The following is a 22207-nucleotide window of genomic DNA, read 5'->3' as shown; positions in this document are numbered from 1 at the left end:
TCCCCCGGCCCAACCACCCGCTTAAGGGTACCCTATGGGTGGTTGGGCCGGGGGAGTGGGCCGGCCAGGCCAAGCTGATCGCGGAGGCGATCAGCGCATCCGACAAGAAATCTCAATCCCCCAGCAGGTTCATCACCAGAGGCGGCTCGGTCAGGCTGTCCGAGCCATCGAGCAGTTCCAGCGCCTTGCTGACCGCGCTTTCGGGGCCTTCGTGGGTGACCATCGCCACCATCACCGCCCCGTCCACCCCGGCGCGGCCCTTCTGGATCAGGCTCTCGATCGACACGCCGGCATCGCGCAGCGCGGCGGTGATTTCCGCCAGCACGCCGGGACGGTCGGCCACCATGAAGCGGATGTAGCTGCGGCTGAGCCGGTGCCCGGTATCGGCCGGGGCCATCGCCTCCAGCTCGGCCACCGGGACCGAGAAGGGCGCGCCCACTTCGCCCCCGCCCATGGTTGAGCGCGCAATGTCGATCAGGTCGGCCACCACGGCGCTGGCGGTCGGGCCTTCGCCTGCCCCCGCACCCTGGAACAGCAGCCGGCCCGAAAAGTTGCCTTCGGCGACCACCGCGTTGGTCGCGCCGTCGACGTGGGCCAGCGGGTGATCGAACGGCACCAGGTGCGGCTTGACCCTTTGGAACAGGGTGTTGCTGCCGTTGTGCACCTCGGTGTCAGCCATACCGATCAGGCGGATGACATAGCCCAGCGCATCGGCCTGGGCGATGTCGGCGGCGCGCAGCCGGGTGATCCCGGCGGTATCGACCGAGCCGAAATCGACATTCGATCCGAACGCGATCGAGGCGAGAATCGCCAGCTTGTGCGCCGCATCGGTGCCCTCGATGTCGAAGGCCGGATCGGCTTCGGCATAGCCCTTGGCCTGCGCTTCGGCGAGCACGTCGGCAAAGTCGCGCCCACTGTCTTCCATGGTCGAGAGGATGTAGTTGCAGGTCCCGTTGAGAATCCCGTAAACCCGCTCGATCGCGTTGGCCGCAGCCCCTTCGCGCAGGCCCTTGATCACCGGAATTCCGCCGGCCACCGCGGCTTCGAACTTCAGCGCAACCCTCGCCGCCTCAGCCTTGGCGGCCAGTTCCAGCCCGTGGTGCGCGATCATCGCCTTGTTGGCGGTAACCAGCGCCTTGCCCGCCTCGATCGTGGTGCGCGCGCAGGCCAGCGCCGGGCCATCGGCCCCGCCGACCAGTTCCACCACAACATCGACATTGGGCTTCTCGCCCAGGATCACCATGTCGTCTTCCCAGGCGTAGGGCGACAGGTCCACCCCGCGCTTGCGGCTGCGGTCGCGGGCGCTGATCGCGACGATCTCGATCGGCCGGCCGGCACGGCGCGCGATCAGCGCCTGGTTCGCCTCGACCAGGCGGATCACCCCGGCGCCAACGGTGCCCAGGCCAGCAAGTGCGATTCGAAGCGGTTCAGCCATCTGTCTTTCCCTGTTACTGGCGCGCCCATGCCAAGCGGCGCGGCGCTTGGGAAGCCAGTTATGCTTGGCCCGGCGCTATTTCCGATTGCGCGGACAAGCGCCAAGCTGATCCAGCACCGCGCGGTAGTCCGCCCCGGCAGCCGCGCGGGCGGCATCGCCCTCCGAAATGTTCACTCCCACCGGCAGGACCGGCGGCAGGAAGCAGGCCAGCCGATACCAGGCCAGGGTATCAGGCCGGGGCACGCCGCCGGCATCGCCCAGCACTTCGGAAAAGGACACGCTGATCCGCACCGGCTGGCCAGGGCTGCGCGCCACGGCGATCGCCGCTGGCTCACCATTGGCAGTCGACAGGAACAACTGGGTCTCGCTCTCGCCAGCCAGGGTGCCGGGCACGTTGATCGCCTCTCGCACGCCGGTCACGCGCTGCGGCGCGCCCGGCGCGTAGAGCGCCTGCAGGATGTCCTTGAGCCGCGCCTCGCTGGCGGGATTCCAGGCCAGCTGAGCATCGGGCGCCACCAGTTGCAATTCGCCCGGACGCCCCGCCACGGCGCGTGCGAACAGCAACACGCTCTGCTTCTTGAGCGCGGGCGGCTTGCCCTTGGCGTCAAGCGGCAGGTCGACGAGGTAGCGCAGCGCCTCACCCACTACCTGGCGGCCGGCGTAAAGCGCCTCGGTCCGCGCCTCGACATAGAAACGCCCCCAGCCGGGGCGCAGGCCCTGGGCCTGGCCGGGCTTGAGCGGCGCGAGCTTGCGCACTTGAGCACGCAGCACCAGCGGCGCGCCATCGGCCAGGTCGGCCAGATCGGCGTAAGCCGCAGCCGGAAGCGGCGCGCGAGGCGGCGAATCGGCGGCGCTGGCCGGGGCTCCAAGCAGTGCGCAGCTGGCAGCGAGCGCGAAGGCAAGACAAGCGTGGCGATGGATCATGACGCGTTCCAGAATGGTTGCTGACCGGCTCAATCCGACATCGAAGCGCAGGATTCAGCGGCGTTTTCAACCCCTTTGATCTTAACGGAGTTGAATCAGTAGTTAATGGATAAAGCGTTGCGCGCTGGGGCCAAGGCCGTTAAAGCACTAGGAAAACCGGGCCAAAAAACAAAAAAGGTCCGCGATCTGGCCGTGGGGGCGTCGGGCGCCAGCACGGTTTCCCGGATTGAACCGCAGGGTGGAAGTTAAGTATTTTGGGCGGCCGGCTTTCCGCATTGCAGGGAGTCGTTCGCCCGGTCCGGGTTCAGGCCCGGGGGGACTGTAATGGAGTGATGCAATCGAATGGCCTACGCTGACCAGCAGATGAGCGGTAATCGCATTACCGCGTTTATTATCGTTGCTCTGCTCCACTTGGTGCTCGGTTATGCGCTGGTGACCGGCCTCGCTTACGAGGGCGTGAAGCAGATCATGAAGAAGGTTACGACCATCGACATCAAGAAGGACGAGCCCAAGAAAGAGCCGCCGCCGCCGCCGAAGAAGGTAGCTGCGCCGCCGCCGATCGTGGCCCCGCCGCCGAAGATCAACGTGAGCGTGGCTCCGCCTCCGGTTCAGACCGTGGTGACCCCGCCGCCGCTGCCGCCGCCGCCGATTATCGCGCCGCCGGCTCCGGTTCCGGCGCCGCCGCCGCCGCGGTTCCAGCCCAAGTCGGCTACGCCGAAGGGCAATCCCGCGAACTGGGCGACGACCAACGACTATCCCAGCCGTGCCCTGCGCGAAGAGCGTGAAGGCACCACGGGGTTCCGCGTCACGGTCGGTCCGGACGGCCGCGTTACCAGTTGCGACGTCACCAGCTCGAGCGGCAGCTCGGACCTGGACGACGCAACCTGCGCGAACGTGACGCGTCGCGCCCGGTTCACCCCGGCCATGGACGGCGAAGGCAACCCGACCTCGGGTAGCTATTCGAACCGGATCCGCTGGGTGATCCCGAAGGATTGATCTCTTTCTTGCTTCCGGCCCCGCGCCGGACCCAAATTCCACCTTATTCTTCTTGAGAGGACTATCGCATGACCATCGTTGAAATTCTGGCCGCCGCCGCTGGCGCTGCGCCGCAGAACAAGTTCGGCTTCGCCGAAGCTCTGAAGCAGGGCGGTTTCATCGCCTATGCCACCGTCGTCATCCTCGGCGTCATGTCGTTCGGCTCGTTCTTCATCCTGATCACCAAGTGGATCGACCAGTCGAAGATCCTGCGCCAGTACCAGGCCCTGAAGGGTTCGTTCTGGAAGGCCAACACCCTCAAGGAAGGCGCCGCCAAGCTCGAAAAGAACAGCGCCTGGCGCCAGATCGTCGATGACGGCATCGCGGCTGAGGACGCTCACAGCAAGATGGCTGACGCCCTTGAAGCCCATGACTGGCTGCACGGCTCGCTGGCCCGCTCGGAAGGTCAGATCAACGCCCGCCTCGCTGGCGGTCTGCCGTTCCTCGCCACCGTCGGCGCGACCGCTCCGTTCATCGGTCTGTTCGGTACCGTGGTCGGCATCTACCGCGCGCTGATCGCCATCGGCATCGCCGGTTCCGCCTCGATCGACAAGGTCGCGGGTCCGGTCGGTGAAGCGCTGATCATGACCGCGCTTGGTCTGCTCGTCGCGGTTCCGGCCGTGCTTGCCTACAACTACCTCCAGGGCCGCAACAAGGCGATCGCTGGTCTGCTCGCCGGTTTCTCGACCGACGTGCTCGCCTACATCAACTCGAAGGGTGCGGTTCGTCCGGCTACCACTGCTGCTCCGGCCGCTGCGGCCAAGCCCGCCGCTGCTCCGGCTGCCAAGCAGTAAGTCACAAGGCTGGCGCGCGACGGGTCCGTCCCGCCGTCGCGCCGGCTTCCAACCGGACCGGGGCCTGGCTGGCCCGGTCCCCGGTCCCGGTTAAACGCAAGAATAGGATGTAACCCATGGCGATTTCGATGGGCGGCGGCGGCGAAGAGAAGCCGATGTCGGACATCAACACCACGCCCCTCGTGGACGTGATGCTGGTGCTTCTGATCATCTTCCTCATCGCCGTTCCGGTCGCGATCCAGACCATCCAGAAGCTGCACATCCCGATCATGGTTTCGGTCGAGTCCAAGGACAAGGTCGAGAACCTGCTGCTGACTGTCAGCACCACCGACGCTGCTGGTCGCAGCGCGGGTGATCCGGGCTTCGAAGGTGCGAATCTGGGCGGCGAATGCCGGATCTACTTCAACAACATCACACCGGTCGACTCGGTCGAGCTGCGCGATCTGGCCTACAAGCGGCTGGACAACATCGTGAAGCGCGCCGGCGGTCCCGAAGCGCTCAAGGCTAACCCGGAACTGGTCCCGCAGGTCCATATCCGTGGTGACGTGAACGCACCGTGGCGCTGCGTGGCTGGTGCGATCTTCAACGTGCAGATTTCGGGCTATCCGACCGTTGGCTTCATTTCGACTCCGGTCGATCCCGCCGGCTGATCAGCCAAGCCGAAAATCCAGGAGTAAACCATAATGGCAATCTCAGGCGGCAAGGACGATGGCGAGCCGATGATGGAAATGAACACGACGCCGTTGATCGACGTCATGCTCGTTCTCCTCATCATGTTCATCATCACCATTCCGGTGGCCACCCACGCGGTGAATATCGACCTGCCTTCGCCGGCGGCGACCCCGCCGGACATGGAAGTGAAGCGTGACAAGAACAAGGTCACCATCCTGCCCAGCGGCGAAGTGCAGTGGAACGGCGTGACCGTGAACAACGGCCAGCTCGTTTCGGCGCTGAAGGCGACCCTGTCGATCAAGCCGGAGCCGGAGCTGCAGTACCAGCCCGACGCCCAGGCGCCCTATGACATGTCGGCCAAGGTGCTGAACATCATCAAGGGTTCGGGCGTGACGGCCTTCGGCTTCGTCGGCAACGAACAGTATTCGGAATTCGGCAAGCCTGCCAACGCAGGCAAGGCTTCGATGTAAGCCTTCGGCCAATCCGAAACGAAACCTGCAAGGGGGCGGAGCGATCCGCCCCCTTGTTGTTTATGCGGTACCCGGCAGGCCGGCTTGGCACCGGATCAATCCTCGTCGGGATCGAACCGTGCCGGTCCCTCACCCGGATCCATCGCCCGGGCCGCCAGCCCCTCGGCTTCGAGCAACAACTCATCATCGGTCGAACCCTGGGCCACACTTTCGCGCCCGATCATCGCCAGCACCGGCACCGCCAGGGGACTGACCCGGTCCAGCACCACGTGCCGCAACTGCCCGGCGGCGCGATCCAGCACGTTGGCCAACCGGCCCATATCGGTCATGCGCGACCGCGCGTCGGCCCAGGCCGCCTCGATCAATACGTGGTCGGGCTCGTACTTGCGCAGCACGTCGTAGATCAGGTCGGTCGAGAAGGTGACCTGCCGCCCGGTCTTGCGCTTGCCAGGATGCTGGCGCTCAACCAGCCCGGCAATCACCGCCACTTCGCGAAAGGCCCGGCGCAGGAGGTAACTGTCCTGGACCCATTCGACGAACTCGTGCGCCAGGATATCAGGGGAAAGTAGCGCCGCCGGATCGGGAATTGGCCGCAGCCCCCATACCGCCAAAGCATAGTCATTGGCGACGAAGCCCAGCGGAGCGAGCCCGCGCTCCTCCATCCGCCGCGTCACCAGCATGCCGAGCGACTGGTGCGCCGGCCAACCCTCAAACGTGTAGAACACGGTGTAGTGCCGCCCCTCATGCGGGAAGCTTTCCGCCAGGAGCGTGCCCGGCGCGGGCAATTCGCTGCGCCAGTCCTGCACCTCCAGCCATTCCCGCACGTCATCCGGAAACCGCGCCCAACCAGCCCGGTCCGCCAAAAGGCCCTGGACCCGTTCCGCCAGATGCGTGGTCAACGGCATGCGCTGGCCCAGATAGCTCGGGATCTGCCCGCCCTTCTTCGCCGCGCGGACCAGCAATTCGGTCTCGCGCATCGATTCCACTTCAAGGTCGAGCCCGGCAAAGCGGAACGTATCGCCAGAGGCCAGACTGGCGGCAAAGCCTTCCTCAACCCGGCCGAGCGAACGGCCGTTGCGGAACCGCACGTCGACCATTTCCGCGTCGATGATGATCCCGGCGTTGAGCCGGTGCCGCGCGGCGTGTTCAGGATGGGTCAGCCGCCACAGCCCGTCCCGACCGCGCACGATCCGCTGGAACCGGTCATAGGCCCTGAGCGCATAGCCACCGGTGGCGACGAAGTTCAGCACCCGTTCCCAGGTGGCCGCATCGACCCAGCCATAGGCCGCGCTTGACGCGATCTCGGCGTGCAGCGCCGCCCCGTCGAACGGCCCGCCGCAGGCCCGCGCCATGACATGCTGGGCCAGGACGTCGAGACCGCCCGGGCGAAATGCCTCACCATCGCGCTGGCCCTCTGCCACGGCCTGTTCAGCAGCAATCGCCTCGAGGAATTCGAAGCGGTTGCCCGGCACCAGCAGAGCGCGGCTGGGTTGATCGAGCCGGTGGTTGGCCCGCCCGATCCGTTGCAACAGCCGCGACGAGCCCTTGGGCGCGCCCATCTGGACCACCAGATCGATATCGCCCCAGTCCACCCCAAGGTCGAGGCTGGCCGTGGCGACCAGCGCGCGCAGTTCCCCGCGCGCCATGGCACCTTCGACCTTGCGCCGCGCTTCCTTGCTGAGCGAGCCGTGGTGGATCCCGATCGGCAACTTGTCTTCGTTCGCGTCCCACAGCCGTTCGAAGATGAATTCGGCCAGGAACCGGGTGTTGCAGAACACCAGCGTGGTCCGGTTGGCGCGGATCGCCGCGTACAGCTGCGGCACGGCCCAGGCCGCCGCATGGCCGCCCCACGGCACCCGCGCCTGATCGGGCAACAGGATCGACAGCTGCGACGGCGCGCCAGGTTCACCAAGCACAAGATCGACCGAACCGGCCTGTCCGCCGGGGGCCAGCCAGGTGCGAAAGCTGTCCGGCTCGGCCACCGTGGCCGACAGCGCGGCGCGCTGCATGTCGGGGGCCAGCGCCTGCAACCGGGTGAGCGCCAGAGCCAGCAGATCGCCACGCTTGCCGGTGGCAAAGGCGTGGACCTCGTCGATCACGATGCGTTGCAACCCGGCGAACAGCTCCGCGCTTTCGGGATAGCTGAGCAGCAACGAAAGCGATTCAGGCGTCGTCAGCAACACGTGCGGCGGGCGGGCACGCTGGCGGGCCTTGCGGTCCGACGGCGTATCGCCGCTGCGGGTCTCGACCCGGATCGGCAGGTCCAGCTCGGCAATCGGGGCGAGCAGCCCGCGCTGCACATCGTGCGCCAGCGCCTTGAGCGGGGAGATGTAGAGCGTGTGCAGACCATCGTGCGGGCTCGCCCCGGCCAGCACAGACGGGCAGAACGCGGCCAGGGTGGGCAGGAACCCGGCCAGGGTCTTGCCCGCGCCGGTATCGGCCACCAGCAGGGCGTGGCGCCCGGCACGCGCCGCCGCCAGCATGCCCCGCTGGTGGCTGCGCACCCGCCAGCCACGCTCGCCAAACCAACCTTCCAGCTCGGGCGGGAGATGTTCCATCGCGCGCCCTGCCTCGCACGGATCGCGTGTCCGGCGCAAAGGCTATCCGCGCACCCCCTTCCCTATTGGCGGCGGGCCTGCCATCACCGGCGAACGATGAACCTGTCGACCTCAGACCTGACCGCAATTGGCCTGGCCCTGGCGCTGGGGCTGCTGGTCGGCGTGCAGCGCGGCTGGGCCACGCGCGATGGCGGGCCGGGCAGCCGCTTCGCCGGAGTGCGTACCTTCGGGCTGCTCGGATTGGCCGGCGGCATCGCCGGGGCGCTGCACGGCAGGGCCGAAGGGCTGGCCACGGTGCTGCTGGCTGCCAGCGCGGCGCTGGTCGTGCTGGGCTATTGGCGGGCAACCCAGCGCGATCCATCGATTTCCGGCACGGCCAGCCTGGTCGGCCTGCTGACCATGGCCTGCGGGTTCCTGGCAGGCGGCGGCAACTATGGCCTGGCCAGCGCGGCGAGCGGGGTAATGGTCATGGTGCTGGCGATGCGGCGCCAATTGCACGGCTGGGTCCGCGCCATCGACGAGAGCGAAATGATGGCCATCGCCCGCTTCGCGCTGATCGCGCTGGTGGTGCTGCCGCTGCTGCCCGATACGCGGTTCGGTCCCTACCAGGCCTGGCAACCACGCCAGCTCTGGATGGTGGTGGTGCTGGTCTGCGGCTTTTCGTTCCTGGGCTACATCGCTGCTCGCAAGCTGGGGGCGTCGCGCGGGGTGCTGGCCACATCAGCGGCGGGTTCGGTGGTTTCGTCAACCGCCGTCACCGCCTCGCTCGGCGGCAAGCTGCGCAATGGCGAAGGCGATCCGGCTGTGCTTAACGCCGGGATCGCGCTGGCCTCGGCGGTGATGTACGGGCGGGTCATGGCGCTGACCGGGGCTCTGGCCAGCCAGGTCCTGCCCAGCCTGGCGCTGTGGGCTGTGCCGGGCCTGGTGGTCAGCCTGGCCGGCGCCGGGTGGCTGATGCTGCGCCGGGACGCAGGTGATCCGGCGCGCGACGGGCAGTTGGCGCTGCGCAATCCCTTTGCGATCGGCCCGGCGCTGCTGCTGATGCTGCTGGTCATGGTGCTGACCGTCCTGGCCCACTGGGTGCAGGACCGCTGGGGCGATGCGGGCCTGGCGACGGTGCTGGCGCTGTCGGGGATGATGGACGTCGATTCGGCGATCATCACCATGGGTAACCTGCCCCCCGGCGCCCTGCCCGCCGCCACGGCCGCCATGGTACTGATGCCGCCGGTGCTGTTGAACACTGCAGTCAAGGCGGGCATGGCGATAAGTCTGGCGGGCTGGCGGCAGGCCTGGCCGGGGGCCATGGTGCTGCTGGCGAGCATGCTGGCCGCACTGGCCACGCTACCCGCCCTGGTGTGATCCGCCTGGCGCGGCAGCCCATTAGCGCAGGCCGCGCTTTGCAACATCGCCGCTGCGTTCAGCGGGTCGAATGCATCAACCCGCCGAGCCCGATCAGTGTCCTGCTTGCGGGCCGCGTTGCAGGCCCGATGCGGCCAGCTGGGCGTCGATCTGCGCCATCAGTCGTTCCAGCCCGGCCTCATCCTCGCTTTCGGCGCGGGCAACCAGCACGTCCTGGGTGTTCGAGGCGCGCAGCAGCCACCAGCCATCGGGCGTGTTGACGCGGACACCGTCGGTGCCGTTAACGTCGGCCCCGGCCTCGGCCAGCCGCGCTTTGACCTCGTCAACCACGGCGAACTTGCGGCTTTCATCGACCTGGAAGCGCATTTCCGGCGTGTTGATCAGATTGGGCATTTCACCCCGAAGTTCGGTCACCGACTTGCCCAGCCGGACCGAGGCCGCGATCAACCGGACCGCAGCGTAAAGTGCGTCGTCATAGCCGTAGTAGTCGTGGGCGAAGAACACATGCCCGCTCATCTCGCCGGCCAGCGGCGAACCAGTCTCTTTCATTTTGGACTTAATCAGGCTGTGTCCGGTTTTCCACATAAGCGGCTGTCCACCATGCCTTGAGACATGATCGAATAGAGCCCGACTGGCCTTCACATCCGCGATAATCGTGGCTTCCGGCACCTTTTTCAGGAGGTCTTCGGCGTAGATCATGAGCAACTGGTCGCCCCAGATCACGCGCCCTGCGCCGTCGATCGCGCCGATCCGGTCGCCGTCGCCGTCGAAAGCCACACCAAAATCGAGGTTCTTCGCCGCGACCAGCGCGCGCAGGTCCTCTAGGTTCTTTTCCTCAGTGGGATCCGGATGATGGTTCGGGAACGTCCCATCCACTTGGGTGAAGAGCAGATGATGTTCGCCAGGAAGCTTTTGCGTCAGCAGTTCGAGAGCGGGGCCGGCGGCCCCGTTACCCGCATCCCAGCCGATCCGAAGAGCGGCCAGCCGATCCTGGCTGATCCCGCGCAGCCCCTCGACCAGCCGGTCGACATAGGCGCCGAGGATCTCGCGGCGCTCATGGCCGCCCTCACCGTCAGCCCAGGCACCAGCGGCCGCCAGTCGGCCGAGCTGCTGGATATCCTCGCCGAAGAACGGACGCCCAAGAAATACCATCTTGAAGCCATTGTAATTGGCGGGATTGTGGCTGCCAGTTATCTGAATGCCGCCCTGCACATCTGGCATTGACGCTTCGGCGTAGTAGAGCATCGGGGTCGGCCCCATGCCAACCCGCACCGCGTCGACGCCGCTGGCGTTGAGCCCGGCGATCAGCGCTTCTTCCAGTTCGGGCGAGCTGACCCGCCCGTCATAGCCCACAGCAACCTTGCTGCCGCCAGCCTCGCTCAGCAGCGTCGCAAACCCGCGCCCGATGGCATAGGCGTCCGCCGTGCCCAGCGTTTCGCCAATGATCCCCCGGATGTCGTATTCGCGCAGCACGGTGGGGTGGAACTGGTGGCTCATCGTTCAATCCTGTTCTGCCGGTCGAGCCGCGCCAGCAGCAGGTCGCGGGCGGCATTCGCCGCGTGAACCTGCTCGGCCGTACCGCCCCGGTCCGGATGGACCCGGGTTATCAGCCGCCGATGCGCCTCGGAGATGGCTTCACGACTAGCCGAGCGTTCCACGCCTAGCAAGGCGCGCGCCTGCGCTTCTTGCTGCGAACGTTCTGAATCGGACCACAATTCCCACGGCCACTTGCCGGTCAGACCTTTACACGCCAGCGCGGCCAGCACCGCGAACAGGATCAGCCGGCCCATTGGCGCCTCTCAGCCCTGGGCGGCCAGAGCCAGCTCGGGCGCACCGCGCGCTGGCATCGGCAGGTTGAGCCCTTGCAACAGCGCGCGCAGTTCCTGACGGGCGACCAGGTGGCTGGTACCCAGTTCTCCCAGGTGCCCCTTGTCGAGCAGGGTCAGACCCGACGGAAACAGCTCGCGATAGATTACGCGTTCGGACAGCCCTTGCGCGATGCGAAAGCCAACCCGCTTGGACAACTCGGTCAGCGCCCCGTCAAGGCGGCGCATGTTGCGCGCTTCGGTGTGCTGGGTGCGGTTGCGCACCACCACCCAGTCCATTTCGCGGCGCTTCTGTTCGATGGTGGCCATGGCCCGCTTCTTGCGCGCTTCCCAGATCAGTTCGGCATAGAACGACAGGCGGCGTACCTTGAATGTCTCGGCATCTACCTGTCCGATCAGGTCGAAATCGACGAAGCTGTCATTCAGCGGGGTGACCAGCGTGTCGGCTTCGGTAGCAACGTGGCGGGCAAAGGCATCGTCGCGGCCCGGGGTGTCGAACAGCAGGAAATCGGCACCCTCACTCATTTCGGCGATCAGCGCGTCAAGTTCCGCGATTGTGTCGCCCTGGAACACGGCAAATCGTGCGTTCGGCAAATCAATGCTGCGGCGGCGCTCGGTCTCGGTGCGGTTTTCCAGATAGCGATGCAGGGTGCGCTGGCGCGGATCGAGGTCGATCGCGGCGACCTTGGCCCCCTGGTAGGCCAAGGCGATCGCCACGTGGACCGCCGTGGTCGACTTTCCGGTTCCGCCCTTTTCATTGGCAAAGACGATTCGGTGCGGCGCGGCTTGGTTCGACACGGGCTTGGTTCCGGGCTTTCTTTGAGTGGTTGCTGTGCCGCCCACGGCAAGGCTAGGGCAGCTGGCGAAACCTGTTCTTACTCCAAGGGGATTCTCCGGTGCAAACGATCAGCCAGCTTGTTCCACTGCGCAGTGCGGTCGATGCCTTAAAGGTGGATGGGCCGCTGGCGCTGGTGCCGACCATGGGAGCGTTGCACGAAGGCCATCTGACGCTGGTACGCGAAGCACGGCGGCAGGCTGCGCACGTGGCCGTGTCGATCTTCGTAAACCCGCGCCAGTTCGGCGCGAACGAGGATCTGGACGCCTATCCGCGCCAGCTGGAGCGCGATTCGCGCCTGCTGGAGGGCGAAGGGGTCAGCCTGCTGTGGGCGCCGACGGCAGAGGCGATGTATCCGGCGGGCTATGCGACCAATGTCTCGGTGGAAGGGGTGAGCAGCGGACTGTGCGGCGATGCCCGCCCGGGCCATTTCGACGGGGTGGCGACCGTGGTGTGCAAGCTGTTCAACCAGGTGCGCCCGGACCTGGCCCTGTTTGGCGAGAAGGACTGGCAGCAACTCGCCGTGATCCGCCGCATGGCGCGCGATCTTGACCTGACCCTGCCGCACGTCGACTGGATCATCGGCGTGCCGACAGTGCGCGAGGCCGATGGCCTGGCGATGAGCTCGCGCAATGCCTACCTTTCCGCCGAGCAACGCGTCCAGGCGGCCTGCCTGCCACGGGCAATGCAGACCGCCATCGCGGCCATGCGGGCGGGCACCGCCTATCCCGCCGCGCTCGACGCCTTGCAGGCCGAACTGCTGGCGGGCGGGTTTGCCTCGGTCGACTATGCGCAGGTGCGCGGGGCAGACAGCGTTGCCCTGCAGGACGGTCCCGGGGACGAGCCAGGCCGCCTGTTCGTGGCCGCCCGGATCGGCGGGACGCGGCTCATAGACAACATGCCGGTGTGACAGCAATCACAATGGCTTGGCGCGATTATGCAAGTCGGGTGGAGCCAAACAGGCTATGTTTTCCCGTATCGGGCCGCGCCTGAGGGCAATCCAACGGTGCGCCCCTGTTTCAGGGAGGATGTTATTCCTATGCGCAAGACCATAGCCACCGCCATCGCGCTGGCCCTGACGATCGGGTCTACCCCGTCGCTGGCCGCCGACAAGGGCTCCTCTGGCCGCAAGGCCCAGGCCAAGGGCACGCGCGACATCCCGCGCTGCACCAAGAACCTCGGAACCGTCGCGATTGTCGAACCGGACAACCAGTGGTGGCGCGAGATGAGCCTTGGCAGCCCCGAGGCGATCATCAAGATCTTCGTCCAGCAATCCGGCTGCTTCAGCCTGGTCAACCGGGGCCGCTCGATGCAGAGCCGCGCCATGGAACGCGCCATGGCTGACAATGGCGAACTGCAGGACGGCTCAAACCTCGGCAAGGGCCAGGTCAAAGCGGCTGACTACTTCCTGCAACCCGATATCGTTACCGCGAACCGCAATTCCGGCGGCGGCGGCGCCGGGGCAGTGCTCGGCGGCATCGGCCGCAGGTTTGGGGGTTTCGGCGGGGCGCTTGGCGCAGTCGCCGGCGGGATCAGCGTCAAGAAGGGCGAGGCGAACGTGACCCTGTCGGTCGTCAACGCCCGCACCACCGTCGAAGAAGCGCTGGTCGAAGGCTACTACCGCAAGAGCGATCTCAGTTGGGGCGCCGGCGGGGGTGTGTTCAGCGGCGGCACCTTTGGCGGTGCGGCCGGTGGCGGCTACCAGAACACCGAGATCGGACAGGTCATCGTGCTGGCCTATCTCGATGCCTATACCAAGCTGGTCAGCCAGCTGGGCGGCCTGCCAGACAATGCGGCAGAAGCCGCGCCCCAGGCCAAGCCTTGAGTGACGGGGCGGGCCGGACCCGTTCCGTTCCGGCCCGCCTGCCCCCACAGCACCGTTTGGCATGGCCCCCGGCTCTTGCCGCAGAGCCTGCCAACTTCGGCCGGCGATCAGTGGCCGGGAAAGTCCATCAGTGCCTCGACCGTCAGACCGGCAGCGCGCAGCCGGTCTGCGCCGCCCAGGTCCGGCAGGTCGATCACGAACAAGGCGTGCTGGGCTACGCCGCCGGCCCGGTTCAGCAGCTGCGCCGCAGCCAGGGCGGTCCCGCCCGTGGCAATCAGATCATCGATAATGACCACACGCTGGCCAACGGCAATGGCGCCGGGATCGACCTCGAGCGTGTCGGTGCCGTATTCCAGGGCATAGTCGATCGCCAGCACCGGAACCGGTAGCTTACCGGGCTTGCGCACCGGCACGAACGGCAGGTTCAACCGTGCGGCTACCGCCGCGCCGAAGATAAAGCCGCGCGCTTCCATCCCGGCAATCGCCTGCGCCCCGGCGGCGGCGGCCTGATCCGCCAGCATGGCGACGCTTGCCGCAAAGCCGGGTCCATCACCAATCAGGGTCGTGATGTCGCGAAACAGGATGCCGGGCTTGGGAAAGTCCGGGATGGTCCGCACCAGCGCCTTCAACTGATCAGGGGTCATTCCGCAGTCCTTCCAAAGCAAACGCCCCCTGCACCGGGGTGCAAGGGGCGCTGATTGCTCGCCTCAGGCGGGCAAGGCTCAGTGGCCCTTCTTCTCCGCCCAGATGTTGCGGTAGGACATGTAGGCCAGGATCGTGGCGAAGATCAGGAAGCCCAACCACCACACGCCAGTCTGGTGGCGCTTTTCCAGCTTCGGTTCGGCAGTCCAGACGAGGAACGCCGATACGTCCGTCGACATCTGGTCAACCGTGGCCTTGGTGCCGTCACCATAGGTCACCTGGCCTTCCGAGGTCAGCGGAGCCGGCATCGAGAGGTTCAGGTTGGCGAAGTACGGGTTGTAATACAGCCCATCCGGCGTCTTGGCGTCGGGGTATTCCTTCAGCAGCTTGGCCGGCTGCGCCTGGTAACCCGTCAGCAACGAGTGGATGTAGGCCGCGCCGCCATGACGCGCCTTGGTGATCAGCGACAGGTCGGGCGGGACGCCCTGGCCGGCATAGACCACCGGCGGGAACTTGTCGGCGGCCAGGCCCGGACGATCCTTGACCTCGCCGGTCAGGGGATCCTTGGCGGTGATCGTCGCCTTGGCGGCAATCGCCTTGATTTCAGCTTCGCTGTAACCAAGGTCCGCGAGATCGCGGTAGGCGACATGCTTCAGCGAGTGGCACGCGGCGCAGACTTCCTGGTAAACCTGGAAGCCGCGCTGCAGCTGCTGGCGGTCGAACTTGCCGAACCAGCCGTCGCTCGACAGGCTGAGCGGCTTGGGGTGCTCATGGAAGGCCTTCTCGACCGTGTGCGGCAGGCCGTCCTTCGACAGGTTGATGCCGCCCAGCAGCAGTGACCAGGCAAGGGCCACCGTGAAGAACAGCCCGACCAGGATGGAAAAGATGCGGATCATGGTTCTCTCTTTCCGTCAGCCTGAGGTCAGCCCTGGTGGTCCAGCACCGAGTTGTCGTCCTTGCCCAGGACGGCCTCGGTGATCGAGAAGGGCAGCGGATCGGGCCGTTCGATCGACGAGACGATCGGCACGATGATCAGGAAGTGTGCGAAGTAATAGAGCGCAGCCACCTGGCTGAGCATGACGTAGGGTTCTTCGGCCGGGGCGCCGCCGCAGTAGAACAGCACGACCATCGCCGGGATCAGGCCGAACCAGAAGAACTTGCGGTACAGCGGGCGATAATTGGCCGAACGCACGGGCGAACGGTCAAGCCAGGGCAGGAAGAACCACACCAGGATCGCCGCGAACATCGCCAGCACGCCCATCAGCTTTGCAGGCACGATGAAGAAGTCCTGGGTGAAGGCGCGCAGGATCGCGTAGAACGGCCAGAAGTACCATTCGGGCACGATATGCGCCGGGGTCTGCATCGGGTTCGCCGGGATGTAGTTATCCGGGTGGCCCAGCGCGTTCGGCATGAAGAACACCATGGCGCTGTACAGGATCATGAACAGGCCGATCGTCCACCCATCCTTCGCGACGAAGTAGGGGAAGAACGGCACGGTGTCGCTTTCGCTCTTCACTTCGACGCCGGTCGGGTTCGACGAACCCGGGATGTGCAGCGCCCAGATGTGCAGGATCACCACGCCCAGGATCACGAAGGGCAGCAGGAAGTGCAGCGAGAAGAAGCGGTTCAGCGCGGCGTTGTCGGGCGCGAAACCGCCCAGCAGCCATTCGCGCAGTGGTTCGCCGACCAGCGGGATCGCTCCGAACAGGCCGGTGATGACCTGCGCACCCCAGTAGGACATCTGGCCCCACGGCAGCACATAGCCCATGAAGGCGGTGGCCATCATCAGCAGGAAGATCACTACGCCCAGCAGCCAGATCATCTCGCGCGGGGCCTTGTACGAACCGTAATAGAATCCGCGGAAGATGTGGGCATAGACCACGACGAAAAACGCCGAGGCGCCGTTGGCATGACCGTAGCGCAGCATCCAGCCCCAGTTGACGTCGCGCATGATGTGCTCGGTCGAATCGAAGGCGACCTGAGTGTTGCCGCCGTAATGCATCGCCAGGACCACGCCGCTGACGATCTGGATCATCAGGCACAGACCCGCGAGGAACCCGAAGTTCCACATGTAGTTCAGGTTGCGCGGCACTTCATAGCCGCCACCAACCGCGCTGTAGACGAGGCGCGGGATCGGCAGCTTCTCGTCCATCCACACCATGAAGGGGTGGCTCGGCTTGTATTCTTTTGCCCAGGGAAAGCTCATGGTCGGGACCCTCAGCCGATCTTGACGACAGTGTCGGAGGTGAATTCGTAGGGCGGCACCTGCAGGTTCTTCGGAGCCGGACCCTTGCGGATGCGCGCGGCGACATCGTAGTGCGAGCCGTGGCACGGGCAGAAATAGCCCTGGAAGTCGCCCTTCACCTCGCCCTCGCCGGCGCCCTGCGGGACGCAGCCGAGGTGGGTGCAGACACCCATGGTGATCAGCCAGTTTTCATGGCCTTCCTTGGTGCGCTGGGCCAGCGTTTCGGGATCGCGCAGGCTGGTGACGTCAACCTGGTTCGCTTCCTCGATTTCCTTGGCCGTCAGGTTGCGGATGAACACCGGCTGCTTGCGGAAGATCCGCTTGACCGCCTGGCCCGGCTGGATCGCGCTGATGTCGACCTCGGTCGAGCTTTCGGCCAGAACGTCGGCCGAAGGGGCCATCTGGCTGATCAGCGGGTAGACCAGCGAAACACCGCCGATCCCGGCCGCGCTCACCGCAGCGATATTGATGAAATCGCGCCGACGAACCCCTTCGCCGCCTGCGGCGGCCGGAGTGTCGATGCCAGCATCTTGTGCCATGGTCGAACCTATCCTGCTCTTTGCCGGAATCCCCGAAAGCGCCCCTTGCACCAACGGAAATCCGCACCAAATCGTGTTTTGGAGATGCCCCGCCGGTAAACCTTGGAACCCCCCTGAACCAACCGCGCACGCGCCACGAAGCGCCGGGCGGGCGAACGGTTTGGGGGGCCTGATAGACGCGAAGGGCCGCGCTGCCAACAGCGTTTTTTACACGAATTGTGGAGCGGTCCGCATGGCCCCCGTAGGCAGGGTCAGGGCAGGCCGATCAGGCTGATCTGGCGGCCATAATCCGCTTCGCCGCGATGGGTCGCCCGGCGGAAGCTGAAGAACCGGTCGGGATCGGCATATGTATCCAGTCCAAGCCGTTCAACCCTCGCAATTCCGGCCTTTTCAAGCCGTGCGGCAACATAACCTTCGAGATCGAATTGATAGTGGTCCGCGCGCCCGGGCACGAAGAACCGTTCCCAATCCGCGCCGTCTGCGAGGAACCGGCTGCGAAAGGCCGCGTCCACCTCGTAGCTGGTCTGGGCGATGCAGGGACCGACCGCGGCGGCGATTCGGGCGCGGTCCGCCCCCAGTCGTTCCATCGCGGCAATAGTACTGTCAGTCACGCCGGCCACGGCGCCCTTCCACCCGGCATGGGCCGCGCCGACCACGCCGGCCTGGCGATCGGCCAGCAGCACCGGGGCGCAATCGGCGGTGAGAATGCCGAGCAAGACCCCCGCCTGATCGGTAACCAGGGCATCGGCATGGGGCCGCGCCGCCTCGTCCCAATCGCCCGCAACCGCGCAGTCGGCGCCGTGGACCTGGTAGACCGTGACCAGCCGCGCGCCGGGCAGCACGGCGGCCACGCCCCGTCGGCGGTTCTCCCACACCGGCACCAGCCGGGGATCGGCCGGGTCCATCGCCCGCGTGCCCATGTCGAGCCCGGCAACCTGCCCCGTGGACACGCCGCCGCGCCGCCCCAGGAAGCCGTGGGGCAGCCCGTCCAGCGCCGCGGCGCGGAATACCTCGACCGGGTCAGCCAAGGCTCTTGCTCACTTGCTCGAAGGTATCCTTCGACAGGCCGGGCGCAGCCAGGATCCGTTCCAGCTCGGCCCGCATCAGCGCGGAACGGCCTGGCTCGATCCTCCGCCAGCGGCCCAGTGGGGCGACAAACCGCGCCGCCGTTTGCGCATTGATCGGATCGAGCGCGAGGATCAGGTCGGCAACGATCCGGTAGCCTTCGCCGCTTGCGATATGGAACGCCCCCGGGTTGACCGCCATTGCCATATAGAGCGCGCGGACCCGGTTGGGGTTGGTCATCGTGAAGTCGGCATGCTTAGCCAGCGCCTTGACGTGATCGAGCACGCGCGGGTGGAGCGAGCCTGCCTGGAGCGAGAACCACTTGTCGATCACCAGTGCATTGCCGGCAAAGCGCTGGTGGAAAGCGGCCAGCCGGTCCTCGCGCAGCGGGGTTTCCAGCCCGCACAGCACCATCAGCGCGCCCTGCCGGTCAGTCATGTTATCGGCGGCGTCATACTGCGCGGCAGCGAGCAACGCGGCTTCATCCGGCGCCCCGGCGGCGAGGTAGACCAGCGCCTGGGTCTTGAGCTTGCGGCTGCCGCGGGCTTCGGCCGAGAGGCTGTAGGGCACCGCGCTGGCCCGGGCGTGCAGCTCGCGCAGCTCGGCCTTCAGGCTGGCGCCCAGCCAGGCCTTCAGCGCTTCGCGTTCGGCATGGATCGCGCCGGGGTCGGCCACCAGGAACTGCTCGGCCAGATAGGCTTCGCCTGGCAGGATCATCAGTTCGCCGCGCATCAGATCGTCGAGCGCGGGATCGGCGATGACCGCTGCGAGCGCACCCCTGATCGCCTCGCGCCCTGCCTGCCGTTCGGCATCGCACAGCATCCCGCCGCCGATCGCGGCGACGAGATGCTGGACCACCAGCTGCTGCATCGCCTCGTACCGGGCAAAGGGATCGTCATCATGCGCGGCCAGGAACACCAGGTCCGCCGCGGCAAGATCGGCGTCGATTGCAACCGGCGCGGAGAAGCCGCGATTGAGCGACAGCACCGGGCATTCGGCGAATCCCGGAAAGCTCAAGGTAACTTGAGGTTCGCGCAGTGTAACCAGTTGTTCACCATCGTGTTTCCCGGTTTTCCGGTCAAACAGCGCCACGCGCAGCGGGATCACCATCGGCTGCTTGTCGGCCTGGCCGGGGGTGGCGGGCACGGTCTGCCGCAGGGTCAACTGCGCCACATCGCCGCTATGGGACAGCCGCGCTTCGACGCGCGGCGTGCCGGCCTGCGAGTACCACAGGCGGAACTGGCCAAGGTCAAGGCCCGCCCCTTCCTCCATCGCCCGGACGAAGTCCTCACAGGTTGCCGCTTCGCCATCGTGGCGTTCGAAATAGAGGTCGGTGCCCTGGCGGAACCGCTCCGGCCCGGCCAGCGTGCGCATCATCCGGATCACCTCGGCGCCCTTGTTATAGACCGTGGCGGTATAGAAGTTCGAGATTTCCTGGTAGGCATCCGGCCGGATCGGATGGGCCAGCGGGCCGCTATCCTCGGGGAACTGGGCGCTGCGCAGCACCCGCACGTCCTCGATCCGCTTGACGCTCTCGCTGCCCATGTCCTGGCTGAACAGCTGGTCGCGCAGCACGGTGAAGCCTTCCTTCAGGCTCAGTTGGAACCAGTCGCGGCAGGTCACGCGGTTGCCGGACCAGTTGTGGAAGTATTCGTGGGCGACCACCCCTTCGATCCCGTCATAGTCGAGATCGGTCGCGGTGTCGGGATCGGCCAGAATGTAGCGGGTGTTGAAGACGTTGAGCCCCTTGTTCTCCATCGCCCCCATGTTGAAGTCCGACACGGCGACGATGTTGAACAGGTCCAGGTCGTATTCGCGCCCGAACACTTCCTCGTCCCAGCGCATCGAATCCTTGAGCGCCTGCATCGCGTGGCCGGTGCGATCCTGGTCGCCCTCGCGGACCCAGATGTTGAGATCGACCTTGCGGCCGCTCAGCGTGGTGAAGCTGTCGTGGTTGGCGACCAGATCACCCGCGACCAGCGCAAACAGATAGCTCGGCTTGGGCCAGGGATCGTGCCATTCGGCCCAGTGCGTGCCATCGCCGTTGTCGCCGGTGGCGGTGCAGTTGCCGTTGGACAGCAGTACCGGGAAGCGGTCCTTCGCCCCGGCCATCCGCACGGTATAGACCGAGAGCACGTCCGGCCGGTCGGGGAAGAAGGTGATGCGGCGGAAGCCCTCGGCCTCGCACTGGGTGCAAAGCATCCCGTTCGAGGCATAGAGCCCCATCAGCTGGCTGTTGGCGGCAGGCTCGATCTCGGTCTCGACTTCGACCGCATGGGCCGCGCCGGCCAGCGGGATCAGCAGATCGTCGCCGTCCATGGTCCAATCGTTGATCGCTGCGCCATCGACCCGGACGACGACCGGCTTGAGGCCATCGCCGTTGAGCCGCAGCGGCGCAGTGGCGGCCTCGCCCCCGCGCTGGACGGTCAGGCGCGCGCGGACCCGGGTCCGCTCAAGCCCGAGGGTGAAGTCGAGGCGGGTTTCCGGCACCAGCCATTCAGGCGGGCGATAGTCTTCGCGGCGGATGACCTGCGGGGCGGCGGGAACGTTCAGGCTGGCGTCGATCATGAAGCCATCTAGGGGGCCTTGCCCCCGAAGGCCAAGGGCAATGTTGCGCTTGACAGGCACGGCGTGGCAGCGCACCCGTATTAGCAAGATAACACAGCCGGAAAGCCTGCCATGAAATCACGCCTTGCGCTCGTTCCACTCGCGCTGACCATGCTGGCCGCCCCGGCGCTGGCCCAGGGGCAGGCCTTCGATGTCGAAACGGCAACGCGGGCCTATCTCGATACCTTGCAGGGTGCGGCCCGGGCCAAGTCCGACGCCTATTTCGAAGGCGGCTACTGGGTGATCCTGTGGGGCGCGCTCGTCTCGTTCCTGGCTGATGCGCTCCTGCTGCGCTTTGCCCTGTCGGCCCGGCTGCGCGACTGGGCGGCGCGCCGGTTCAAGCGGACCGGCATGGTGGTCTGGGCAACGGCGGCGCTCTATGTCCTGTGGGGCATGATCGTGACCTTCCCCTGGACGGTCTACACCGGCTTCGTGCGCGAGCGGCAATACGGGCTGATGAACCAGCAGTTCGGCGGCTGGCTGGGCGATCAGGCGACAGGGGCGGTGATCTCGCTGGTGCTGATGCCGCTGCTGATCACCGCGATCTATGCCGTGATCCGCCGTTTTCCCGGGAACTGGTGGATGCTGGGCACCGGCGTGGTGCTGGGCTTCGTGCTGCTCGGCGCGCTGATCGCGCCGGTCTATATCGCCCCCTTGTTCAACAAGTATACCGAGCTGCCGGCCGGCCCGGTGCGTGACCGCATCGTCGCCATGGCCCAGTCGCGCGGAGTGCCATCCGAACACATCTACCTGTTCGACGCATCGAAGCAGACCAAGCGGATTTCCGCTAACGTCTCGGGCCTGGGGCCGACGATCCGGATCAGCCTCAACGACAACCTGCTGAACCGCACCACCCTGCCGGAAACGGCGGCGGTGATGGGACACGAAATGGGCCATTACGTGCTGGGCCATGTCTGGCGCAGCATCCTGGTCCTGTCGCTGCTGGCGGGCGCGATCCTGTTCGTCATCGCGCGCGTGGCGCCCGCGCTGATCGCGCGGTATGGCGCGCGCTGGGGGGTGAGGGACCTGGCCGACCCCGCCTCGATGCCGGTGATCGGCATGCTGATCGCGGTGCTGGGGCTGCTCGCCACGCCCGTCACCAACACGCTGATCCGCGTCAACGAAAGCGAGGCCGACGCATTCGGCCTCGACGTCGCGCGCGAGCCGGACGGCTTTGCCCTGACCGCGATGAAGCTGTCGGAATACCGCAAGATCGAACCCGGTCCGATCGAGGAAATGCTGTTCTTCGACCACCCATCGGGGGCAACCCGGGTACGCATGGCGATGCAGTGGAAAAAGGACCATGTGCCGAGCGCACAGATGGTCACGCCCCCGCCAATGGTGCAGGAGCAGCCCGCCCCGCAATGATCTGCAGT

At 66.3% G+C, this 22207-nt stretch carries 20 protein-coding genes; 8 read left to right on the top strand and 12 right to left on the bottom strand.

Annotation, left to right across the window (positions count from 1 at the left end):
* Positions 1-112 precede the first annotated feature (112 nt).
* Together ACE3N9_RS08095 and ACE3N9_RS08090 are read right to left on the bottom strand one after the other, a co-directional pair.
* Positions 113-1435, bottom strand: a complete 1323-nt coding sequence (locus ACE3N9_RS08095; protein ID WP_374282653.1) for a homoserine dehydrogenase — start codon at positions 1433-1435, stop codon at positions 113-115.
* A 75-nt stretch (positions 1436-1510) separates the two neighbouring features.
* Complete coding sequence (locus ACE3N9_RS08090) at positions 1511-2359, bottom strand: hypothetical protein (RefSeq protein WP_374282651.1); 849 nt, start codon at positions 2357-2359, stop codon at positions 1511-1513.
* A 342-nt stretch (positions 2360-2701) separates the two neighbouring features.
* Here ACE3N9_RS08090 and ACE3N9_RS08085 point away from each other — a divergent pair, with 342 nt between their 5' ends.
* The 4 genes from ACE3N9_RS08085 (at position 2702) to ACE3N9_RS08070 (ending at position 5330) form a co-directional block, all read left to right on the top strand.
* On the top strand, positions 2702-3355 hold the full coding sequence (locus tag ACE3N9_RS08085) for an energy transducer TonB (protein WP_374282649.1): 654 nt from the start codon (positions 2702-2704) through the stop codon (positions 3353-3355).
* 68 nt (positions 3356-3423) lie between these two features.
* Positions 3424-4188 (top strand): MotA/TolQ/ExbB proton channel family protein, encoded by a 765-nt coding sequence (locus tag ACE3N9_RS08080; RefSeq protein WP_374282647.1) that lies wholly within the window; start codon positions 3424-3426, stop codon positions 4186-4188.
* A gap of 116 nt (positions 4189-4304) precedes the next feature.
* Positions 4305-4838, top strand: a complete 534-nt coding sequence (locus ACE3N9_RS08075; protein ID WP_374282645.1) for an ExbD/TolR family protein — start codon at positions 4305-4307, stop codon at positions 4836-4838.
* 33 nt (positions 4839-4871) lie between these two features.
* Entirely contained in the window at positions 4872-5330 is a 459-nt protein-coding gene (locus ACE3N9_RS08070) for an ExbD/TolR family protein (protein WP_374282643.1), read from the top strand.
* Positions 5331-5425: 95 nt separating this feature from the next.
* Here ACE3N9_RS08070 and ACE3N9_RS08065 read toward each other — a convergent pair whose 3' ends face one another.
* Positions 5426-7888 (bottom strand): ligase-associated DNA damage response DEXH box helicase, encoded by a 2463-nt coding sequence (locus ACE3N9_RS08065; RefSeq protein ID WP_374282642.1) that lies wholly within the window; start codon positions 7886-7888, stop codon positions 5426-5428.
* Between the two features lie 96 nt (positions 7889-7984).
* Here ACE3N9_RS08065 and ACE3N9_RS08060 point away from each other — a divergent pair, with 96 nt between their 5' ends.
* Positions 7985-9247 carry an MgtC/SapB family protein gene (locus ACE3N9_RS08060; protein ID WP_374282640.1) on the top strand — a complete coding sequence of 421 codons (1263 nt, stop codon included), beginning with the start codon at positions 7985-7987 and terminating at the stop codon, positions 9245-9247.
* Positions 9248-9340: 93 nt separating this feature from the next.
* On the opposite strand, the gene pgmG is transcribed toward ACE3N9_RS08060, so the two are convergent.
* Genes pgmG through ACE3N9_RS08045 form a run of 3 tightly spaced genes read right to left on the bottom strand, consistent with a single transcriptional unit; the run spans position 9341 to position 11871 of the window.
* Positions 9341-10744 (bottom strand): phosphoglucomutase/phosphomannomutase PgmG, encoded by a 1404-nt coding sequence (gene pgmG, locus ACE3N9_RS08055; protein WP_374282638.1) that lies wholly within the window; start codon positions 10742-10744, stop codon positions 9341-9343.
* Positions 10741-11037 (bottom strand): DnaJ domain-containing protein, encoded by a 297-nt coding sequence (locus ACE3N9_RS08050; protein ID WP_374282636.1) that lies wholly within the window; start codon positions 11035-11037, stop codon positions 10741-10743. Before ACE3N9_RS08050 ends, pgmG begins: the two co-directional genes overlap by 4 nt.
* A gap of 9 nt (positions 11038-11046) precedes the next feature.
* Positions 11047-11871 carry a division plane positioning ATPase MipZ gene (locus ACE3N9_RS08045; protein ID WP_374282634.1) on the bottom strand — a complete coding sequence of 275 codons (825 nt, stop codon included), beginning with the start codon at positions 11869-11871 and terminating at the stop codon, positions 11047-11049.
* Positions 11872-11969: 98 nt separating this feature from the next.
* On the opposite strand from ACE3N9_RS08045, the gene panC reads away from it, so the two are divergent.
* Positions 11970-12818, top strand: a complete 849-nt coding sequence (gene panC / locus ACE3N9_RS08040; protein WP_374282632.1) for a pantoate--beta-alanine ligase — start codon at positions 11970-11972, stop codon at positions 12816-12818.
* Positions 12819-12947: 129 nt separating this feature from the next.
* Positions 12948-13733: a CsgG/HfaB family protein gene (locus ACE3N9_RS08035; RefSeq protein ID WP_374282630.1), complete on the top strand. Its 786-nt coding sequence runs from the start codon at positions 12948-12950 to the stop codon at positions 13731-13733.
* A gap of 107 nt (positions 13734-13840) precedes the next feature.
* Here the strand turns inward: ACE3N9_RS08035 and ACE3N9_RS08030 are convergent, their stop codons facing one another.
* The 6 genes from ACE3N9_RS08030 to pepN form a co-directional block, all read right to left on the bottom strand.
* Positions 13841-14377 carry an adenine phosphoribosyltransferase gene (locus ACE3N9_RS08030; protein WP_374282628.1) on the bottom strand — a complete coding sequence of 179 codons (537 nt, stop codon included), beginning with the start codon at positions 14375-14377 and terminating at the stop codon, positions 13841-13843.
* Between the two features lie 78 nt (positions 14378-14455).
* A complete protein-coding gene (locus ACE3N9_RS08025; RefSeq protein WP_374282626.1) occupies positions 14456-15271 on the bottom strand; it encodes a cytochrome c1 in 816 nt (271 codons plus the stop codon).
* A gap of 26 nt (positions 15272-15297) precedes the next feature.
* Positions 15298-16581 (bottom strand): cytochrome bc complex cytochrome b subunit, encoded by a 1284-nt coding sequence (locus ACE3N9_RS08020; RefSeq protein ID WP_374282624.1) that lies wholly within the window; start codon positions 16579-16581, stop codon positions 15298-15300.
* 11 nt (positions 16582-16592) lie between these two features.
* Positions 16593-17159 carry a ubiquinol-cytochrome c reductase iron-sulfur subunit gene (gene petA / locus ACE3N9_RS08015; protein ID WP_374282622.1) on the bottom strand — a complete coding sequence of 189 codons (567 nt, stop codon included), beginning with the start codon at positions 17157-17159 and terminating at the stop codon, positions 16593-16595.
* Between the two features lie 251 nt (positions 17160-17410).
* Complete coding sequence (gene pgeF / locus ACE3N9_RS08010; RefSeq protein WP_374282620.1) at positions 17411-18187, bottom strand: peptidoglycan editing factor PgeF; 777 nt, start codon at positions 18185-18187, stop codon at positions 17411-17413.
* Positions 18180-20792 (bottom strand): aminopeptidase N, encoded by a 2613-nt coding sequence (pepN, locus tag ACE3N9_RS08005; RefSeq protein WP_374282618.1) that lies wholly within the window; start codon positions 20790-20792, stop codon positions 18180-18182. Before pepN ends, pgeF begins: the two co-directional genes overlap by 8 nt.
* 111 nt (positions 20793-20903) lie before the next feature.
* On the opposite strand from pepN, the gene ACE3N9_RS08000 reads away from it, so the two are divergent.
* Entirely contained in the window at positions 20904-22199 is a 1296-nt protein-coding gene (locus ACE3N9_RS08000; RefSeq protein WP_374282616.1) for a M48 family metallopeptidase, read from the top strand.
* Positions 22200-22207 lie beyond the last annotated feature (8 nt).

Origin of the sequence: Novosphingobium sp. (assembly GCF_041905565.1) — a bacterium.
Classification (GTDB): domain Bacteria; phylum Pseudomonadota; class Alphaproteobacteria; order Sphingomonadales; family Sphingomonadaceae; genus Novosphingobium.
Note: the sequence above shows the minus strand (reverse complement) of the source record. Positions and strands in the feature narration are given on the sequence as shown.

What these genes read in the sequence shown, in the direction of transcription:
- ACE3N9_RS08095 (WP_374282653.1), bottom strand. Translation starts at nt 1,435, where the DNA reads ATGGCTGAACCGCTTCGAATCGCACTTGCTGGCCTGGGCACCGTTGGC.
- ACE3N9_RS08090 (WP_374282651.1), bottom strand. Translation starts at nt 2,359, where the DNA reads ATGATCCATCGCCACGCTTGTCTTGCCTTCGCGCTCGCTGCCAGCTGC.
- ACE3N9_RS08085 (WP_374282649.1), top strand. Translation starts at nt 2,702, where the DNA reads ATGGCCTACGCTGACCAGCAGATGAGCGGTAATCGCATTACCGCGTTT.
- ACE3N9_RS08080 (WP_374282647.1), top strand. Translation starts at nt 3,424, where the DNA reads ATGACCATCGTTGAAATTCTGGCCGCCGCCGCTGGCGCTGCGCCGCAG.
- ACE3N9_RS08075 (WP_374282645.1), top strand. Translation starts at nt 4,305, where the DNA reads ATGGCGATTTCGATGGGCGGCGGCGGCGAAGAGAAGCCGATGTCGGAC.
- ACE3N9_RS08070 (WP_374282643.1), top strand. Translation starts at nt 4,872, where the DNA reads ATGGCAATCTCAGGCGGCAAGGACGATGGCGAGCCGATGATGGAAATG.
- ACE3N9_RS08065 (WP_374282642.1), bottom strand. Translation starts at nt 7,888, where the DNA reads ATGGAACATCTCCCGCCCGAGCTGGAAGGTTGGTTTGGCGAGCGTGGC.
- ACE3N9_RS08060 (WP_374282640.1), top strand. Translation starts at nt 7,985, where the DNA reads ATGAACCTGTCGACCTCAGACCTGACCGCAATTGGCCTGGCCCTGGCG.
- pgmG (WP_374282638.1), bottom strand. Translation starts at nt 10,744, where the DNA reads ATGAGCCACCAGTTCCACCCCACCGTGCTGCGCGAATACGACATCCGG.
- ACE3N9_RS08050 (WP_374282636.1), bottom strand. Translation starts at nt 11,037, where the DNA reads ATGGGCCGGCTGATCCTGTTCGCGGTGCTGGCCGCGCTGGCGTGTAAA.
- ACE3N9_RS08035 (WP_374282630.1), top strand. Translation starts at nt 12,948, where the DNA reads ATGCGCAAGACCATAGCCACCGCCATCGCGCTGGCCCTGACGATCGGG.
- ACE3N9_RS08030 (WP_374282628.1), bottom strand. Translation starts at nt 14,377, where the DNA reads ATGACCCCTGATCAGTTGAAGGCGCTGGTGCGGACCATCCCGGACTTT.
- ACE3N9_RS08025 (WP_374282626.1), bottom strand. Translation starts at nt 15,271, where the DNA reads ATGATCCGCATCTTTTCCATCCTGGTCGGGCTGTTCTTCACGGTGGCC.
- ACE3N9_RS08020 (WP_374282624.1), bottom strand. Translation starts at nt 16,581, where the DNA reads ATGAGCTTTCCCTGGGCAAAAGAATACAAGCCGAGCCACCCCTTCATG.
- petA (WP_374282622.1), bottom strand. Translation starts at nt 17,159, where the DNA reads ATGGCACAAGATGCTGGCATCGACACTCCGGCCGCCGCAGGCGGCGAA.
- pepN (WP_374282618.1), bottom strand. Translation starts at nt 20,792, where the DNA reads ATGATCGACGCCAGCCTGAACGTTCCCGCCGCCCCGCAGGTCATCCGC.
- ACE3N9_RS08000 (WP_374282616.1), top strand. Translation starts at nt 20,904, where the DNA reads ATGAAATCACGCCTTGCGCTCGTTCCACTCGCGCTGACCATGCTGGCC.